Origin of the sequence: Marinobacter qingdaonensis (assembly GCF_034555935.1) — a bacterium.
Lineage (GTDB): Bacteria > Pseudomonadota > Gammaproteobacteria > Pseudomonadales > Oleiphilaceae > Marinobacter > Marinobacter qingdaonensis.
On sequence record NZ_JAYDCJ010000003.1, the window covers coordinates 577,196 to 595,476 of the forward strand.

10 protein-coding genes are annotated in these 18,281 nt (G+C 68.9%); 6 read left to right on the forward strand and 4 right to left on the reverse strand.

What is annotated here, in order from left to right:
• The first annotated feature begins 108 nt into the window (after positions 1-108).
• Positions 109-1,149: a catabolite repressor/activator gene (cra, locus tag U5822_RS05895; RefSeq protein ID WP_322854702.1), complete on the forward strand. Its 1,041-nt coding sequence runs from the start codon at positions 109-111 to the stop codon at positions 1,147-1,149.
• Here the strand turns inward: cra and U5822_RS05900 are convergent.
• Positions 1,067-3,340, reverse strand: coding sequence for an ATP-dependent DNA helicase (locus U5822_RS05900; protein WP_322854703.1), 2,274 nt, complete (start codon positions 3,338-3,340; stop codon positions 1,067-1,069). The two genes, cra and U5822_RS05900, sit on opposite strands and share 83 nt — an antisense overlap.
• Positions 3,337-5,064 carry a VRR-NUC domain-containing protein gene (locus U5822_RS05905; RefSeq protein ID WP_322854704.1) on the reverse strand — a complete coding sequence of 576 codons (1,728 nt, stop codon included), beginning with the start codon at positions 5,062-5,064 and terminating at the stop codon, positions 3,337-3,339. The genes U5822_RS05900 and U5822_RS05905 overlap by 4 nt, the downstream gene beginning before the upstream one ends.
• A 108-nt stretch (positions 5,065-5,172) precedes the next feature.
• Between U5822_RS05905 and folM the strand changes: the two genes are divergently transcribed.
• Entirely contained in the window at positions 5,173-5,880 is a 708-nt protein-coding gene (folM, locus tag U5822_RS05910) for a dihydromonapterin reductase (RefSeq protein WP_322854705.1), read from the forward strand.
• 4 nt (positions 5,881-5,884) lie between these two features.
• On the opposite strand, the gene U5822_RS05915 is transcribed toward folM, so the two are convergent.
• Positions 5,885-6,322 carry a DUF4864 domain-containing protein gene (locus U5822_RS05915; RefSeq protein WP_322854706.1) on the reverse strand — a complete coding sequence of 146 codons (438 nt, stop codon included), beginning with the start codon at positions 6,320-6,322 and terminating at the stop codon, positions 5,885-5,887.
• A 146-nt stretch (positions 6,323-6,468) separates the two neighbouring features.
• On the opposite strand from U5822_RS05915, the gene U5822_RS05920 reads away from it, so the two are divergent.
• From U5822_RS05920 to recD, 4 genes are all read left to right on the forward strand, one after another.
• Positions 6,469-6,759 (forward strand): DUF6482 family protein, encoded by a 291-nt coding sequence (locus U5822_RS05920; RefSeq protein WP_322854707.1) that lies wholly within the window; start codon positions 6,469-6,471, stop codon positions 6,757-6,759.
• A 107-nt stretch (positions 6,760-6,866) separates the two neighbouring features.
• Positions 6,867-10,457 carry an exodeoxyribonuclease V subunit gamma gene (gene recC / locus U5822_RS05925; protein WP_322854708.1) on the forward strand — a complete coding sequence of 1,197 codons (3,591 nt, stop codon included), beginning with the start codon at positions 6,867-6,869 and terminating at the stop codon, positions 10,455-10,457.
• The gene (recB, locus tag U5822_RS05930) at positions 10,454-14,167 is read left to right on the forward strand and encodes an exodeoxyribonuclease V subunit beta (RefSeq protein ID WP_322854709.1); all 3,714 of its coding nucleotides are present in this window, start codon (positions 10,454-10,456) and stop codon (positions 14,165-14,167) included. Before recC ends, recB begins: the two co-directional genes overlap by 4 nt.
• Positions 14,164-16,392 (forward strand): exodeoxyribonuclease V subunit alpha, encoded by a 2,229-nt coding sequence (gene recD, locus U5822_RS05935; RefSeq protein ID WP_322854710.1) that lies wholly within the window; start codon positions 14,164-14,166, stop codon positions 16,390-16,392. The genes recB and recD overlap by 4 nt, the downstream gene beginning before the upstream one ends.
• Here the strand turns inward: recD and U5822_RS05940 are convergent.
• A complete protein-coding gene (locus tag U5822_RS05940) occupies positions 16,379-18,205 on the reverse strand; it encodes an ABCB family ABC transporter ATP-binding protein/permease (RefSeq protein WP_322854711.1) in 1,827 nt (608 codons plus the stop codon). The genes recD and U5822_RS05940 overlap by 14 nt on opposite strands.
• Positions 18,206-18,281: the final 76 nt, after the last annotated feature.

Here is an 18,281-nt window from a genome sequence, read left to right on the forward strand (position 1 = left end):
GAAATTTGGGGTTGCTGAATCGTGTCAGCAGCCATAGAATCGATCATGAATCAGATGTGTTCAGAAATCAAGCAAACCCGGAAGCAAACCTGAATAGGGACCCTGCGGATGACACTCGCCGAACTTGCCCGCCTAGCCGGCGTCTCCCGAACCACCGCCAGTTACGTGATGAACGGCCAGGGCGCGGCCCGCCGCATCAAGCCGGCCACCATCGACCGGGTGCAGGCCCTGGCCCGGGCTCACAACTTTCACGTCGACACCCAGGCGGCCGCCCTGCGCGGTGGCGCCAGCAAGACCCTCGGGTTCATCCTGCCGGATCTGGAGAACACCAGTTACGCCCGGCTCGCCAAGCTGCTCGAGCAAGGGGCCCGGCAGCGGGGCTACCAGTTGCTGATCGCCGGCTCCGACGACGATCCGAGCACCGAAAAAGCCCTGGCCAATGCCCTGAAAGCGCGCCGGTGCGACGCCCTGATCGTCGCCAGCGCCCTGGCCGAACACGACCCCTTCTACCCGGCGCTGCAGGCCGAGGGCCTGCCGGTGATTGCGGTGGATCGGGCCCAGTCGCCGGAACGGATCCGCTGTGTGGTGAGTGAGAACCGCGAGGCCGCCGGCATCCTGACGCGGTCGGTGCTGGATCGGGACACCCGCACGGTGGCCTGGCTGGACGCGGTGCCGGAACTGGCCATGACCCGCGACCGCCGGGCCGGCTTCGAAGCCGCCGCGCACCAGCCCGGGCGCCAGACCTGGATCCACAGTGGCCGGCGCTACGACCGCGCCACCGGCGCGGCCCTGACCCGCAGCCTGCTGGCCGACCAGGGCCTGCCGGACGCCCTGGTCACCGCTTCCTACACCCTGTTGCAGGGGGTGCTGGACGTGCTGCTGGAGCAGCCAGGCGGTTTACCCACGGCCCTGAAGCTGGCCACCTTCGGCGACGACCGGCTGCTGGATTTCCTGCCGGTCCCGGTGCACTCCCTGCCCCAGAACCACGAGGCCATTGCCACCGCCGCCCTGGACCAGGCGCTGGCCGCAATCAACGAGGAACCGGTACCGGCCGGGCCGATCACCATCAACCGGTCGTTGAAACTCCGTCCGCAGCCGGCGACGACTCGAACCACCAAGCCGGCAGCAGGGTCCGCACCGGTGGCGTGAGAAAGCGGTCGTCGATGAGCCAGATTACGCCCCGGTCGCTCGGGGTACGGATCACCCGACCCGCGGCCTGGGCCACCTTCTGCATTCCGGGCACCCGATAGGTGTAGTCGTAGCCCGCGCCGAACCGCTGCTGCAGTCGATCCTTGAGCACGTCGTGCCAGGCGTCGAACGGCGGCAGCCCCAGGGTCGCCACGAACGCCCCGATCAACTGGTCACCGGGCAGATCGATGCCCTCGCCAAACACCCCACCGAGTACCGCAAACGCCACGCTGCCGGTCTGTGCCTGGAACCCGGCCAGAAACTCCGAGCGCTGCGGGCTGGACATGCCCGGGGCCTGGGCACGCTGGGGAACCTCCGGGGCCTGCTCGGCCAGGGTGGCGCGCACCTGCTCCAGGTACTGGAAGCTGCTGAAGAACGCCAGGTAGTGGCCGGGGCGGCTACGGTACTGGCGGGCGATCAGCTCGGCGATCGCCGGCGCCGACGCCGACCGGTGCGCCTGGCGGGTGCTGATGTCGGGGGTGAACCGCACCTGCAGTTGGTCCGCCGAGAAGGGACTGGGCAGCGAGGTAAAACGGCTGCTCTGGGGCAGGCCCAGCAGGTCGCGATAGTAGACGCCGGGGCTCAGGGTGGCGGAGAACAACAGCACCGACTGGGCGGCCTCGAACCGGGCGCGCAGGAAATCCGCCGGCACCAGGTTCTGGATGCTGACGCTGGCCCGGCCCCGACCGGCGCGGTGGAACTCGCACAGGGAATGGTCGGCATAGGTGTCGGCCAGCTTCAGGAACGCCACCGATTCGAACAGCAGCTCCTGCAGGGCCAGGTCCGGCGGTTGCTCGGCCAGGTACTCGGTCAGCGCCGACACCAGCCCGTGCAGACTGGCGATCAGGGCCGAGGGCAGGGCGTCGAGGAACACCGGGGTAGTCTCCGGCTGGTCCCGAACCAGGCCCTGCCAGGCCCGGGCGGTGCGATCCAGCGGCCGCTTCAGCACCTGGGGCGCGGTCTTGCGCAGCCGCAGCAGGCGCTGCTGGTCCAGACGCACCGAGTACATCCCCCGGCCCCGGTCCACCAGGTTGTGGGCCTCGTCCACCAGCACCGAGGCCTGCCACTGATTCTGCCGGATCAGGCCATGGAGCAGGGCAGACTGGTCGAACAGCCGGTTGACGTCGGCGATCACCAGGTCGCTCCAGCGCGCCATTTCCTGGGCCAGGAAATAGGGGCACAGCTGGTGCCCGGCGGCGATGGTGGCCAGAACCTCCCGGGTCAGCGGACCCCGGGTCTGCACCGCCTCGGCCCGGGCGTCCGGCAGTCGGTCGAAAAAGCCCTTGGCCAGGGGGCAGGACTCACCGTGGCAGGCCTTGTCCGGGTGCTCGCAGGCGTCGTCCTTGGCCACCAGCTCCAGGGTCCGCAGCGGCAGGGGCTCGGGTTGGGCCTGGCGCAGCCGGTCCAGGGCGGTCACCGCCAGTTGCCGGGCGGTGTTGCGACAGGTCAGGTAATACAGCCGGTCGGTGCCGGCCGCGGGCATTGCCATCAGGGCCGGAAACAGGGTGCCGAGGGTCTTGCCCAGCCCGGTAGGTGCCTCCAGCAACAGCCGGCTGCCGCCGCGGCTGTTGTTGTACACGGTTTCCGCCAGCTGCCGCTGCCGGGGCCGGAAGGCCGGGAAGGGGAAGCGCAACCGGGCCAGGTGCGCGTCCCGGCGCTCCCGGTGGTCGGCCTCCTGGTCGGCCCAGGCCCGGTAGTGCCGGCACAACTGCTCCAGCTCCTGCCAGAGCACCTCGGCGCTGGCGGTTTCGGTCACCAGGGTTTCCTTGTCCCGACCGGTGTCGTAGTACACCAGCACCAGCTCCAGGCTGGACCGCTGCTCCTGCCGACACAGCAGGGCCCCATAGGCCCGCAGTTGGGCCCGGTGCAGGGCCCGCTGGTGGTGGCGAATCCGGGCCAGATCGCCCCGGTGGGTCTTGATCTCCTCCAGCCGGCCGCGGTGCGGGTTGTAGCCGTCGGCGCGCCCGGAAAGCTTCAATCCCAGGCACTCGCCGGTCAGTAAATACTCGCTCTGGTAGCCATAGCCACGCCGGGCCTGGATGGCCTGGTGCCCGGCGATACCCTCCTCGGCGCTTGGCGCCGGGGTGTAGCGAAAATCCAGGTCGCCCTCGCGGGCGGCAAATTCGCACAGGGTACGTACGGCCACCTTCATGACGGTGCGTCCTGCGACTGCCAGCGCACGTAGCAGACGCTGGCCGGAATGCCCCGGGCCTCGAAAAACGCCAGCCAGCGCCGCTGGTGGTCCTGCAATCGGTCACCCGGTCCCTTGACCTCGATCATCCGGTAGCGGCGCCCGGCCGAGTCCCGATCATCCTCGGGCAGGAACTGGATCAGGTCGGGCCAGCCACTGCGGTGTTCGCGGATGTTGAGCAGCAGGCGCTCGAACAGCAGCCGCAGGTCCGCGGCCGGAATGCTGTCCAGGGCCAGGTCGAGCAGCGCCTCGGTCAGCACCGGCCAGATCACGAAGGGGTTGGCCAGGCCCTGCTTGCGCGCGAAGGTGTCCCGCATCCGCTGCCGGTAGCTGCCGTCGGCCAGGTGGCCGAAACACCGGTCGAAGGCGTCCCGGCGCCGGGCCAGGAAGTCGTCCCGGGTCAGGTCGGCCGGGCCGGTGTGGAACGGGTGGAAGAACGCCCCGGGCAGGGGCGCGAAGATGGTGGACCAGCACAGCAGCCCGAACAGGCCGTTGATCAGGGTGTTTTCCACGTAGTACACCGGCGACTGGTCCTGGCCCAGGTGCTGGGCCACTGCCAGCTCCACCGAGCCGTGGCCTGGCCGGGGCAACTCCAGGGTCCAGGCCTCGGGCCGGGAGCGGACGTCCGGCAACGGCGAGGGCCGGTCCAGGCGCCGGGCCAGGCGTTTCAGGATGCGGCCCAGGCCCTGGATCTCGGCGTCACTCAGGGGCGTCATCTGCCAACGGCAGGCCAGGTCCCAGGCCTGCTCGAACCGCTGCAGGCGTTCCAGCAGGCGCAGCCGTTTCAGCCGGGCTTCCCGGTGGCCGCTGGCGGCCAGGGCCTGCAGCGCCAGTTCGCGCTCGCCCTCCCGCTCCGCCTGCCGGCCCAGTTCCAGCAGCAGCCGGTCCCGGCGACTGGTCAGCCAGGGGTTGGCCACCGGTGCCGGCACCTCGGGCCAGACCTCGGCCGCCGGCACGCCCTCGTCCAGCCACTGCCGGCACTGGTGCATGACCAGATAATGATCCACCTCCTCGCGTCGGGCGAAAGCCCGGGCGTCGGGGGTGAAGGGCACGGTCTCGTAGCGCTGGTGCCCCAGCTCCACCAGGACAAAGTCGGACCAGCTCTGGCGCAGGTTGCCGAAGAACATCAGCCGGACCCGATCGAACAGCGCCATCTGGTTGATCCGGACCACCGGCGCGGCCGCCGGCCCCAGCCAGTCGGTGACGGTCCGCGGCTCCGGGTAGTGCGCCTGCAGCAGCTCGCGCATGCGCGCCTTGGCCAGGGACCGGGGCTGGCCCAGGTCGGCCAGGTCGTCGGCAAACACCGGGCGCAGCTCCGGCAGGGTGTAGAGCCGGAACAGCTGGTCCAGCTCAAGCGTCGGGGCCGGATCCAGCCAGTCGCCGTCGATGAGTTCGGCCAGCGCCACGGCTTCGGCCACCCCCAGTTCCGGGTAGTTCAGCCGGTCGGCGCGAAAGTGCTCGCCGGTCCGCATCACCAGCCGGGTCAGCAAGGCCCGGGCCGGCTGGCTGAGGGCGAAGAACCCGGCCAGACGGTCGCGCTCGGCGGCGGTCAGCAGATCGGCGTGATGGTCACGGACCCAACCCACCAGGGTTTCCATGTTCTCCAGGTAGTACAGCGGGTTCTCAAGATCCGCGGTGCCCGGGGCGAGGGCCTGGGGCGGGGCGCTGGGGTGGCGACTGGCCATGGTCGGGGTTCTGTCTCCTGGGTGCTGGATTGACGCCTGAGGCGGCGGACCACTGAGCCGGGTCAGGGCGGGCAGCGTATGCAGAAGCATCAACGACAGGAGAATGCCATGACCGCTCCCATACTGATCACCGGCGCCAGCCAACGCATTGGCCTGGCCTTCGCCCAGTCCTGCCTGGACCGGGGCCAGCCGGTGATTGCCACCTACCGGACCTATCGCCCGGCCGTGGATGCCCTGCAGAAGGCCGGGGCCGACTGCATCCATGCGGATTTTGCCACGAACCAGGGGGTCGATGCCTTCCTGACCACCCTGAAGGAACGCACCGGCGCGCTCCGGGCCATTATCCACAACGCCTCGGACTGGTTGCCGGAACGGGACGATACCGACCCGGCCGAGGTCATGCAGGCCATGATGCAGATCCACGCGATGACGCCCTACCGCATCAACCTGGCGTGCCGGACCCTGCTGGAACAGTCCGACGGCCCCGCCGACATTGTCCACATGACCGATTACGTGGTCGAGCAGGGCAGTGCCAAACACATCGGCTACTCCGCCAGCAAGGCGGCGCTGGCCAACCTGACCCTGTCCTTCGCCCGGCTGTTGGCGCCACGGGTCAAGGTCAACAGCCTGGCGCCGTCGTTGATCCTGTTCAACGAGGGCGACAGTGCCGCCTACCGGGAAAAAACCCTGAACAAATCCCTGCTCGGAATCGAGCCCGGCCTGGACGTGGCGGTGCAGACCCTGCAGTTCGTGCTCGACAATCCGTACATCACCGGCCGCTCACTGGCGCTGGATGGCGGCCGGCACCTGAAGTGACGGGCTAGATACCCAGGTCTGCCGGCTGCAGGCGCACGCCGGCAATCTTCCAGACCCCCTTGGTCAGTACCATTCGGTAGAAGGCGTCCCAGCGCTTGCCCTGGGGCCCCTCCAGGCGCACCACCTGGATTTCGAAGGGGCCATGGGGCACCCGCTCGACAAACTCGATGGAGCTGGGCCGATGCACGGCCGGGTAGGCTTCCCGGACCATGCTCAGAAACACATCGGCGGAGCCAAAGCGACGTTTGATGCCGTCCGAGGCGTAGGTCCAGGCGGCCTCGTCGTCGTCGTTGGCGAAGGCTTCGATCTGCATGAGGATGGCGTCGTGGATGGCGACGTCGGTGTCGTCGGCCTGCAGGGAAACCGACAACAGGGCCGCCAAACCAGCGGCCAGAACCAGCGCGGGTAGACCCACGCCGGTATGGGAGGTGGTGTTGTTCATGACAATGACCCTCCTGAACAAGCCCTACCCTCAGCTTACGCCTTCTCCCAGACTCCGGATTGTTTTTTTGATCATTTAATGAGCTATCACTCGCGGCCCGGCGTAGGATGGAAGACAACCCCGTTCTTAACGCGAGGAGATCCATCATGCACATGACGTTCAGTTCCATGCGGGCACTGCGGAGTCAGCCCATTGATCTGCTAGAGATTGTGTCCATGGAAGGCCGCTACTACATGGCCCGTTTCTATTTCGGCGGCACCGGCTATGTGCTGACCGACGAGCACGACCATGTAATGATGTTCACCGGCGCCTGCGCCGCCCGGGAGGCGTTCCACGGCCTGCCGGTGGCCAAGACCGAAGTGCTGCCGCCAACCGGAACCGATGAGATGATCGGCATGCCGGTGACCCACTCGGAGACCATGCGCGTGCCCTTGTGACCCCGGCGGTGTCCCGGTCGGTGAGTTCGGAATCGACGGTCTGAATCTGGCGCCAGTTGCGGTAACCTGTGGCCCAGGACCGACACCCGCATCCGACAAGGACACCCATGGCCGACCCCTCCGCCATCGAACCCGGCTTCCACGCCATCCACGCCAATCATCTGGAAGACCTGCGCCGGGCAGTGGTCTTCATCTGCCAGCAGACACCGCCACCGCCCCTGGCCAGTGAAACTTTCCTGGTCCAGAGCAACGGCATTGCCCAGTGGCTGAAACTGGCGCTGGCCGAGTCCCGGGAGGATCGGGGCGCGGGTGGCGGCCTCGGCATTGCCGCAGGCATGGATTTCCTGTTCCCGGCCCGTTTCATCTGGCAAGCCTACCGGGCCGTCCTGCCCGCGGGCGAGGTACCCGAGCACTCACCCTTCGACAAGCGCCGACTGGTATGGCGGCTGTACCGGCTGCTGCCCACCCTGGTGGACCAGGATCCGGTGTTTGCGCCCCTGGCCCGATTCCTGGACGGCACCGACACCGAACTGCGGGATTTCCAGCTGGCCGAACAGGTGGCGGATCTGTTCGACCAGTACCAGGTGTTCCGGGCCGACTGGCTCAGCGCCTGGGAGCAGGGCCGGGACGTGCTGATCACCGCCCGCGGCGAGGAACGGGCCCTGACCGAGGAGTGCCGCTGGCAGGCGGTGCTGTGGCGCCACCTGGTCGAGGACGTCGGTGCCGAGGCCCACACCAGCCGCTCGCTCATCCACACCCGGTTCCTCGAGGTCGGGCAACGGGCGGCCAGACCGGCCAACCCGTCGCGGCTGCCACGCCGGATCGTGGTGTTCGGGGTCTCGTCGCTGCCACGCCAGGCCCTGGAAGCCCTGCACGTGCTCAGTCGGTTCAGCCAGGTGGTGCTGTGTGTCCACAACCCCTGCCAGTTCTACTGGGCCGACATCATCAGCGACCGGGAACTGCTCAACGCCGAGCGCAAACGCGGGCGCGCGCACCCGACCCTGTCGCAGATCGGCGACCCGGACCAGCTGCACCAGCACGCCAACCCGCTGCTGGCGGCCTGGGGCAAGCAAGGCCGGGACTACATCCGGCTGCTGGACGAATTCGACAACCCCGACGACTACCGGGGCCGGTTCCAAACCCCGGACCAGAAAATCGACATCTTCTCCGAACACGGTGACCCCCAGGCACCCCGGCTGCTGCACCAGCTGCAGAACGACATCCACAACCTGACCCCGTTGCAGGACATCCGCGCCGAAGGGCGTCGGGCCGATCCGGCGCGGGACCACTCGCTGGTGTTCCACGAGGCCCACAGCCCCCAGCGCGAGGTGGAAATCCTGCACGACCAGCTGCTGGCCGCCTTCAACACCGATCCGCAGCTGCGGCCGCGGGATGTCATCGTCATGGTGCCGGACATCAACGTCTACGCGCCCCACATCCAGGCGGTGTTCGGCCGCTACCCGGCCGGGCGCAAACGGCACATTCCATTCACCATTTCCGACCAGGGCCAGCGCCATCACGAACCCGTACTCATCGCCCTGGAAACCCTGATGTCGCTGCCGCGCAGCCGGTTTGGCGTGAGCGAGATCCTCAGCCTGCTGGAAGTGCCCGGGCTGCGGGCCCGGTTCGACATCGGTGAGGACGAGATTCCCCAGGCCAGGCGCTGGGTGGAGGGCGCCAACATCCGCTGGGGCCTGCACGGCCGGCATCGGGAGAGCCTGGCGCTACCCGCCAACCTGGAGCGCAACAGCTGGCAGGCCGGACTGCGGTCCATGCTGCTGGGTTATGGCATGGGCGCCGACGAGCCCTGGGCCGGGGTCGAACCCTATGGCGAAATTGGCGGCCTGCAGGCCAGCCTCGCCGGCCGGCTGGACGCCTTCCTGCAACGGCTGGAACAGCTCTGGCAGGCGCTGCAACAAGCGCGCACCCCGGCCGACTGGGAAGCCCTGTTGGCCACCATGCTGGAGTGGTTCTTCGAGCGCGTCGAAGGCACCGACCTGCTGCTGCTGAACCGGTTCCGGCGCCAGCTGGAGCAATGGCTGGAGGACGCCCTGGCGGCCGGCCTGGCGGACCAGCCGCTGCCGCTCAACATTGTCCGGGACGTACTGCTCGATGGCCTGGACGAGGGCGGCCTGAACCAGCGCTTCCTGGCCGGCAAGGTCAATTTCGCCACCCTGATGCCGATGCGCGCCATCCCGTTTCGCCGGGTCTGCCTGCTGGGCATGAACGACGGCGACTACCCGCGGTCGCGGCCACCCGTGGATTTCGACCTGATGGCCGAGGACTACCGCCCGGGCGACCGCTCGCGCCGGGAAGACGACCGCTACCTGTTCCTGGAGGCCCTGCTGTCGGCCCGGGAGCAGCTGTACATCAGTTGGGTCGGGCGCAGCATCCGGGACGATTCGGCCCGACCGCCGTCGGTGCTGGTGGGCCAGTTGCGGGACCACCTGGACGGCCTGTGGCAGTTGGCGCACGGCGACCAGCCGGTGAGCGCCGCGCTGACCACCCGGCACCCGCTGCAGCCGTTCAGCCGCGCCTACTTTCCCCCAGCCAACGCCGCTCCGGGCACCGACGGCACCCAGGCAAGGCCGCTGGCCGAGATCCTCCAGGCCGGCACCCTGTTCACCTTCGAGCGGGAATGGCGCAGCGCCCACAGCGACGAGCCCGGGGCCGAGGCCCGGGCGCCCCTGCCGTACCAGGCGCCGGAGGAGCCGATCAGCCTGAACGATCTGGCCCAGTTCCTGAAAAAGCCCATCGACACCTTCTACCTGCGCCGGTTGCAGGTGCGGTTCGAGGCGGTGGCGCAGGACGACACCGACACCGAGAATTTCGACCTGGACGGCCTGGAGCGCTGGCGCCTGGACCAGGAACTGATCCAGCGCGCGGTGCTGCCGGCCGGATCCGACACCGAGCTGGCCGAACTCACGGTGCAGACCCTGGACCGCATGGCCCGGCGCGGCGACCTGGGCATGGGGGTGACCGAGCACCGGCTACGCACCGAACTGTCAGCGCGCCTGCCCGATCTGTTCAGCCGCTATCAGGCCGCGCTGGCGGACTGGCCAACCGCCGTGGCCGAGCCCCAGACGCTGGATTACCCGTACCGGGATGACACCGGCTCGGTGGAGCTGGTGGACCTGATTGGCGACCTGCGTCGCAACGCCGACGGCGAGCTGTGCCGACTGGTGGTGGCCCGGTCCAGCCTGCTGTCCGGGTCCGGCGCCAGCAAACGGGTACGCTACGCCAACCTGCTCGCCGACTGGGTCACCCATCTGGCCGGCCAGCTCGGCGAGCGGCCGTTCCAGACCCTGATCCTGGCCAAGGAGGAGGGCCGCAGTTTCCGCTTCCCGGCCCTGGTGCCAGACCAGGCCCGGACCCACCTGGACCGGATCCTGGCACATTGGATGACGGCCACCACCCGGGCCCTGCCGCTGCACTGCGAGGCCGGCTTCGCCTGGATCTACAGTTACTACCAGAGCAAGAAATACCGGGGCGACGCCGAGCGGGCCGGGCAGGACGCCAGTCAGGCCTTCAACCTGGCCCTGGAACGGGACACCGGCTACCTGCGCGGAGCCTACGAGGGCGCCGACGATCTGCTGGCCAGCGGCGAGTTCGAAGCTCTGGTTGGCCAGCTGTACCTGCCGCTGTGGGAGGCGGAGCAGGGCAAACGGGCCCAGGACGTGATGGAGGAGCGCCCATGACCGCCGACAACCGCAACCCCGATCTGGATCCGCTGGCGCTGCCCCTGAACGGCAGCAGCCTGATCGAGGCCAGTGCCGGCACCGGCAAGACCTTCACCATCGCCATCCTGTACGTGCGCCTGGTGCTCGGGCACCGGCAGCCGGCGGACAGTCCGCTGGCCCAGGGCCTGCTGCCCCCGAACCTGCTGGTGGTGACCTTCACCGACGCCGCCACCAAGGAACTGCGGGACCGCATCCGGACCCGGTTGACCCAGGCCGCCGAGGTGTTTTCCGAGGCCGCCGACGCCGCTCAGGCGTCCCCGGAAACCGCGCTGCTGTTCCAGCTGCGGGACCGGGATTACCCGGACCCGGCGACCTGGCCCGAGTGCCGAAAAAAGCTGCTGCTGGCGGCGGAATGGATGGACGAAGCCGCGGTGTCCACCATCCACGCCTGGTGCAACCGCATGCTCAGCGAGCACGCCTTCGACAGCGGCAGCCTGTTCAAGCTGACCCTGGAAACCGACCAGAGCGAGCTGCTCGATCAGGTGGTGCGCGACTACTGGCGTACCTTCATCTACCCGCTGCCGACCGCGCTGATGGCCGAGGTGCTGGACCACTGGCAGACCCCGGACCAGTTGCGTCAGGCGGTCCGCAACCTGATCCCCGACGCCGGCCAGCTGCAGGCCCCGGACCGGGACGTGCACGGCGTCATCGAGGCCACCCTGGCGGCCCGGCAGAGCCAGGCCGAGGCCCTGAAAGCCCAGCCCTGGGCCGACTGGCACGGCGAGGTGCTGGCGCTGCTTGACCAACTGCAGCAAGGCAAGCGCCTGCACGCCAGCAGCAAGAAGGCCATGGTCGGCGCCTGGGACCAGCTGCTGGCCTGGCAGGCCTCCGAAGCGCTGGTACCGGAAGGCCTGCACAAGGCCGGGTTCCAGAACCAGACCCCGGCGCTGCTGCCGACCAAGCTCAAGGGCGAGGACCCGGCGCCCGAGCATCCCGCCTTTGCCGCCATCCAGGCCCTGCTCGACTTCGCCCAGGCCCTGCCCAGTGCCGGTTCCGACCTGCTCCGGCATGCCACGGTCTGGATCGCTGAGCGCCTGGAGTCGGAAAAACAGCAGCGCTCGGAAATGGGCTTCGACGACCTGCTGACCCGCCTCGACCAGGCCCTGCACGGCGACCGCGGCGAGCAACTGGCGGCCACCATCCGGCGCCAGTTCCCGGTGGCGCTGATCGACGAGTTCCAGGACACGGACCCGGTGCAGTACCGGATTTTCAATCGGGTGTACCGGGTTGCCGACAACGACCCGGCCACCTGCCTGCTGATGATTGGCGACCCGAAACAGGCCATTTACGGCTTCCGGGGGGCGGACATCTACACCTACCTGGCCGCACGACAGGGCGCCCGGGACCGGACCTACACCCTGGGCCGCAATTTCCGCTCCGCGACCACCATGGTCGAGGCGGTGAACCGGGTGTTCGAGTACGCCGACCGGCACAGCCGCGACGGCGCCTTCCTGTTCGGGCCCGGCGACCGTTCGCCGCTGCCGTTCCAGGCCGTGGCCGCCAATGGCACCAAGCGGCTGTGGACGGTGGACGGGGAAGGGCAGCCAAGCCTGACCTTCTGGGCCCTGGATGCCGACCCCGACCAGGCCAAGGGCGTGGCCAAGGGCACCGCCACCGAAGACCTGGCCCAGGCCTGCGCCAGCGAGATCGCCCGCCTGCTGACCCTGGGCCAACAGGGCCGGGCCGGCTTTGCCGTGGCCGGGGCGCCGGCGGATCTGCAACCGGTCAGCCCGGGCGACATCGCCATCCTGGTCAACAACCGCAACGAGGCCCGTGCGGTGCGGGACGCCCTGGGCCAGCGCCGGATCAAGAGCGTGTACCTGTCCGACCGGGATTCGGTGCTGGGCTCGCCGGAGGCCGCCGAGGTGCTGTGCTGGCTCCGGGCCTTCGCCGAGCCCAGGCAGCTGGGTCTGGCCCGGGCGGCGCTGGCCACCCCGACCCTGGGCCTGTCCTGGCAGGCGCTGGACCGGTTGCACACCGACGAGCTGGCGCTGGAGCGGGAGATCGAGCGGTTCATGGGGTATCAGCAGCAGTGGCAGCAGCAGGGGGTACTGCCCATGCTGCGCAGTTTCCTGATGGATTTCGAGGTCCCGGGCCGGCTGCTGCAGCGCCCGGACGGCGAACGCCGGCTCACCGACATCCTGCACATCGCCGAACTGCTGCAGCAGGACAGCCTGCAGCTGGATGGCGAACACGCGCTGGTGCACCACTTCACCCAGATCCTGCGCGCCGCCGACGACGAGGACGAGCACCGGACCCTGCGCCTGGAGAGTGACGCCGGCCTGGTGCAGGTGATCACCGTGCACAAGTCCAAGGGTCTGGAGTACCCGCTGGTGTTCCTGCCTTTTGGCACCTCGTTCCGGGCCGAGAGCGACAAGCAGGCCTGGGTCCGCTACCACGACGACCAGGGCGCGCTGGTCACGGTGTTCGAGCCCACCGCGGCGGACCTGGCCCGCAGCGACCGGGAGCGGCTCGGGGAGGACATCCGCAAACTGTACGTGGCCCTGACCCGGGCCCGGTTTGCCACCTGGGTGGGTGCGGCCGCGCTGGATCAGTGGTCGCTCAGCGGACTGGGTTACCTGGTGGCGCCGGACCAGACCGACTCGGCCAGCGTCAGTGACAGCCTGCGCCCCCTGGCCCAGGACCAGGGCGCCATCGCCCTGACCGGGCTGCCGGAGGCGTCCGAGCTGAGTTATCAACAGCCCGAGCCCGAAGCCCTGGGCCCGGCCCTGAGTGCCCATCGGGAAGCCCGGGAGGACTGGTGGATCGCCAGTTACTCGGCCATCGATTACCGCGGCATGGCCGGCACCGGGGTGCTGTTCCAAGGCGAGGTGGAGGACGCCGAAACCCAGAACCTGATCGAGGAAGCCGGCCAGGACGTCGACGAGCCGGTCACGCCCCGCGTCACGCCCGAAGACCATCACCGGTTTCCCCGGGGCGCCGGCCCCGGCACCTTCCTGCACGAGGTGCTGGAGTGGTGCTGCCAGCAGGGCTTTGCCACGGTGGTGGCGGAACCGGCCCTGTTGCGGGAATACCTGACCCGGCGCTGCGGCACCCGGGGCTGGAGCGACTGGGCCGACCCCCTGGCGCACTGGATCCTGGCGCTGCTGCGCCAGCCCCTGCCCCTGCAGCGGGGCGGAGATGCCCAGGCCAGCCTGGCCGAACTCACCGAGCTGCGACCGGAGCTGGAATTCTGGTTCGAGAGCCGCAACGTCAGCACCCGGACCCTGGACCAGTTGGTGACCGCCCACACCCTGAATCAGGCCGACCGGCCCCAGGCCGAACCCGGCCGGTTCAATGGCATGCTCAAGGGCTTCATTGACCTGGTGTTCGAGCATCAGGGCCGCTATTACGTGCTCGACTACAAATCCAACGCCCTCGGCGACAGCGACGCCGACTACACCGACCAGGCCATGGGCGAGGCCATTCTCGACAAGCGCTACGACTTGCAGTACGTGCTCTACCTGCTGGCCCTGCACCGGTTGCTGAAGACCCGGCTGCCGGACTACGACTACGACCGGCACATGGGCGGCGCCGTGTACCTGTTCCTGCGCGGCTACCGGGCCGGCTCCGCCGGCGCCTTCACCGACAAGCCGGCGCGAACCCTGATCGAGCAACTGGATGCCTTGTTCGACGGTGCATCGGACAACACGGAGGACGCCGCATGAGCAAGACCCGGCACACCGACCAGCAATTCGCCCTGGACCTGGGGCCGACGGACCCGGATCCCGGCACCGAGCCAGGCACCCGCTCTGCGCCCGCCGCTCTGGCCGACGTCGAGGCCATGGCGGCCGTGCTGGAGAGCTGGCAAGAGCTGGGCTGGCTGCGCCCCCTGGACCTGGGTTTTGCCCGACTGATCCAGACGCTGTCGGCGGAGCAGGGCGAATCGGTACCCGCGCTGGTGCTGCTGATGGCCGCCCTGGTGTCGCATCAGGTCGGCCGCGGCCATGTCTGTATCGATCTGGGCCAGCTGTTGGCCGACGCCAATGGCACCCTGGCGCTGCCACCGGACGACGCGCCGCTGGGCCCGAGTGAGCCGGGCGAAGCCCCGATCACTCCCGGCCAGCTTCTGCAATCGGCCAGTCTCCCGAGTTTCCTGAGCAGTCTGGACAGGGCCTTCGCCGTCAGTGATGGCTCACTGACCACGCCATTGGTGCTGACCGGACAGCGGCTGTACCTGCGCCGGTTCTGGCGCTACGAGCAGCAGATTGCCGCCGGCATCAAGCATCGGCTCGGGCTGGCGTCGGCCCTGGCCGACCCGGACAGTCCGGCCTCGGTCACCCTCGGCCAGGCCCTGGTGACCCTGTTCGGACGCCAGTCCGAGGTGGATTACCAGCAACTGGCCTGCGCCCTGGCGGCCCGCCATCGGTTCGCGGTGATCACCGGCGGCCCGGGTACCGGCAAGACCACCACCGTGGTCCGGCTGCTGGCGGCGCTGCAGGCCATCGCCGGGCACACCGGCGACCGCGGTGGGCGCAAATACCGCATCCGGCTGGCCGCCCCCACCGGCAAGGCTGCGGCCCGGCTGAACGAATCCATTGCCGGTGCGGTCCGCAAGCTGCCCTTTGACCAGCTGCCCGGCCAGGTCGGCCCGGACGACATCCCGACCCGGGTCACCACCCTGCATCGACTGCTCGGCAGCCGGCCCGACACCCGCCAGTTTCGCCATCACCGGGACAACCCGCTGCCTGTGGATATCCTGGTGGTGGACGAGGCCTCCATGGTCGACGTCGATCTCATGGCCTCGCTGTTCGATGCCCTGCCGGCGTCCGCCCAGCTGATCCTGCTGGGCGACAAGGACCAGTTGGCGTCGGTGGATGCGGGCGCGGTTCTGGGCGAGCTGTGCCGGCGTGCCGAACAGGCCCACTACACCCCGGCCACCGCCCGGTGGCTGGCCGCGGTCACCGGCCAGCACCTGCCCGAGTCGCTGGTGGATGACCAGGGCCAGCCCCTGGACCAGGCGGTGGCCATGCTGCGCACCAGTTTCCGGTTCGGGGCCGGCAGCGGCATTGGTCAGCTGGCCCAGGCGGTCAACACCAACAGCCTTGCGCCGTCGATGCTCGCGGCCTGTCGCGACGGCCAGTTCGACGACGTAATCTGGCTCAACGGCGCGGGGCCCGCCGAGCCGGAGCGGACCCTGGCGTTGGTGGCCGAACACGCCCTGGCGGGCAGCCCCCAGGCGTTCCGCCAGGGTGGTGAGGGCCGGGTCGGGCCGACCGGCCCGCTGGCGCCGCCGGTGGGCTATCGGCATTACCTGCGGCTCCTGGCCGACCACGAGCTGATCGCCAGCAGTTCCCGGGCGCAGTGGGACGAGCTGGCCCGCCAGGTGCTGGAGGCGTTTGCCGATTTCCAGGTGCTGTGCGCACTGCGCAAAGGCCCGTGGGGCGTGGAGGGGCTGAACGAGCTGATCGCGCGGCAGTTGCTGGCGCACCGGCTGATCCCCCGGACCGAGGGCTGGTACCCTGGCCGGCCGGTGCTGGTGACCGGTAACGACTACAACCTGGGCCTGATGAACGGGGATGTCGGCATTGCCATCGAAGTGCCCTGGGACCGGGACGCCGAGGGCCGAGCGAAACCGACCCTGCGGGTGGCGTTTCCCGGCGGTGATGGCACCGAGGCCATCCGCTGGATCTCCCCGAGCCGATTGCAGCAGCTGGAAACGGTCTACGCCATGACCGTGCACAAATCCCAGGGCTCGGAGTTCAACCACACCTGCCTGGTGCTGCCGGACCGGCTCAGCCCGGTGCTGACCCGGGAGCTGGTGTACACCGGCATCACCCGGGCCCGCAACTGGTTCAGCCTGATCACCGGCGACGCCGGGGTGTTCAACGCCAGCGTGCAGCAGCGGGTGGTGCGGGCCTCGGGTCTGGCCGAGCGGCTCAGTCCGGACTGAGCTCCGGGCCGTCCGGGGTGTCGACCGCACTGGGTCGGTGCTGCTGGTGCCAGAGCCGGGCGTAATGGCCGTCGCGGGCCAGCAGGCTGTGGTGCTGGCCACTTTCCACCACCCGGCCCCGGTCGAGGACGATGATGGTGTTGGCGTCCCGCACCGTGGACAGGCGGTGGGCAATCACCAGGGTGGTGCGCTCCCGACTGACCTCGCCCAGGGCGCCCAGGATGGCCTGCTCGGACAGCGAATCCAGGGACGAGGTCGCCTCGTCCAGGATCAGCAGCGGCGGGTTCTTCAGGATCACCCGGGCGATGGCCACCCGCTGCTTCTCGCCGCCCGACAGCTTCAAACCGCGCTCGCCGACCCGGGTCTCGTAGCCCTCCGGCAGGCTGTGGATAAACTCCTCCAGATGGGCCAGGCGCGCGGCCCGGTGCACCTCGGCCTCGGTCGCCTCCGGTCGGCCGTAGGCCAGGTTGCGGTACAGGGTGTCGTTGAACAGCACCGTGTCCTGGGGCACCACGCCAATGGCGGCGCGCAGGCTGTCCTGGGTCACCGAGCGCAGGTCCTGATCGTCGATGCGGATGGCGCCGGCGTCCACGTCAAAGAACCGGAACAGCAGCCGCGCCAGGGTCGACTTGCCGGCGCCGCTGGCGCCCACCACCGCCACCGTGTGCCCGGCCGGAATCCGGAAACTGACGTCGGTCAGGATCGGCCGGTCCGGGCGGTAGCCAAAATGGACCCGGTCGAAGCAGACCTCGCCCCGGCTCACCCGCAGCGGTTGCGCGTCCGGGGCGTCTTCGATCGCCGGTTTGTCCCCAAGCAGGGCGAACAGCCGCTCGACGTTGACCAGGGCCTGGCGGATTTCCCGGTACACGAAGCCGAGGGCATTGAGGGGGATGAACAGCTGGATCAGGTAGGCGTTGATCATGGTGAAGTCCCCCAGGGTGATGCTGCCCCGGGCCACTTCCTGCACCGCCATGGCCATGATCACGATCAACGCCAGGCCGATGATCAGGGCCTGGCCGCCATTGAGCACCGCCAGGGACAGCCGGTTCTTCAGCCGGGCCTGTTCCCAGTCCTGCAAGTCCCGGTCGTAGAGGTCGGCTTCGAAGCGTTCGTTGTTGAAGTACTTGACGGTTTCGTAGTTGAGCAGACTGTCCACCGCCCGGGAGTTGGACTGGTTGTCCCGGGCGTTGGCCTCGCGCACGAACCGGGTGCGCCATTCGGTGACCCGGATCGAGAACAGCACATAGACCACCACCGCGACCAGAATCGCCAGCACGTAACCGGCGTTGAACACCACCAGCAGGATCGCCGCCACCAGCAGGATTTCCAGCACCGTGGGCACGATGTTGAACAGGGTAAAACGCAGCAGGAAGCTGATGCCGTTGGTGCCGCGCTCGATGTCCCGGGCCAGGCCGCCGGTCTTGCGGTCCAGATGAAACGCCAATTCCCGGTTGTGCAGGTGCCGGAACACCCGCAGGGACACCCGGCGCATGGCCCGCTCCGCGACCCGGGCGAAGACTGCGTCCCGCAACTCCGAGAACAGGGTAGCGCCAAAGCGCAGCAAACCGTAGGCCAGCACCAGCAGCACCGGTATCCACAGCAGCAGCTCGCCGCCACGGTTCTGGTCCAGATAATCAACGATGTACTTCAGCGCCACCGGGGTGGCGACGGTGGCCAGCTTGGCCAGCACCAGCAGGGTCAGGGCCAGCCCGACCCGGGCCCGGTATTCGGCCAGGTAGGGCCAGAGCCCGGCAATCAGTTTCCAGTCGGGTTTGTGGTGGGCGGGGTAGTCGTGATCGGCGTAGGCGCGCACGGAAATTTCCTTATCGGACAGGGCAAAGCCTCGGCCAGCACCGTATGATGAGGGTAGCTGAGCCGAGCCGGGGGTC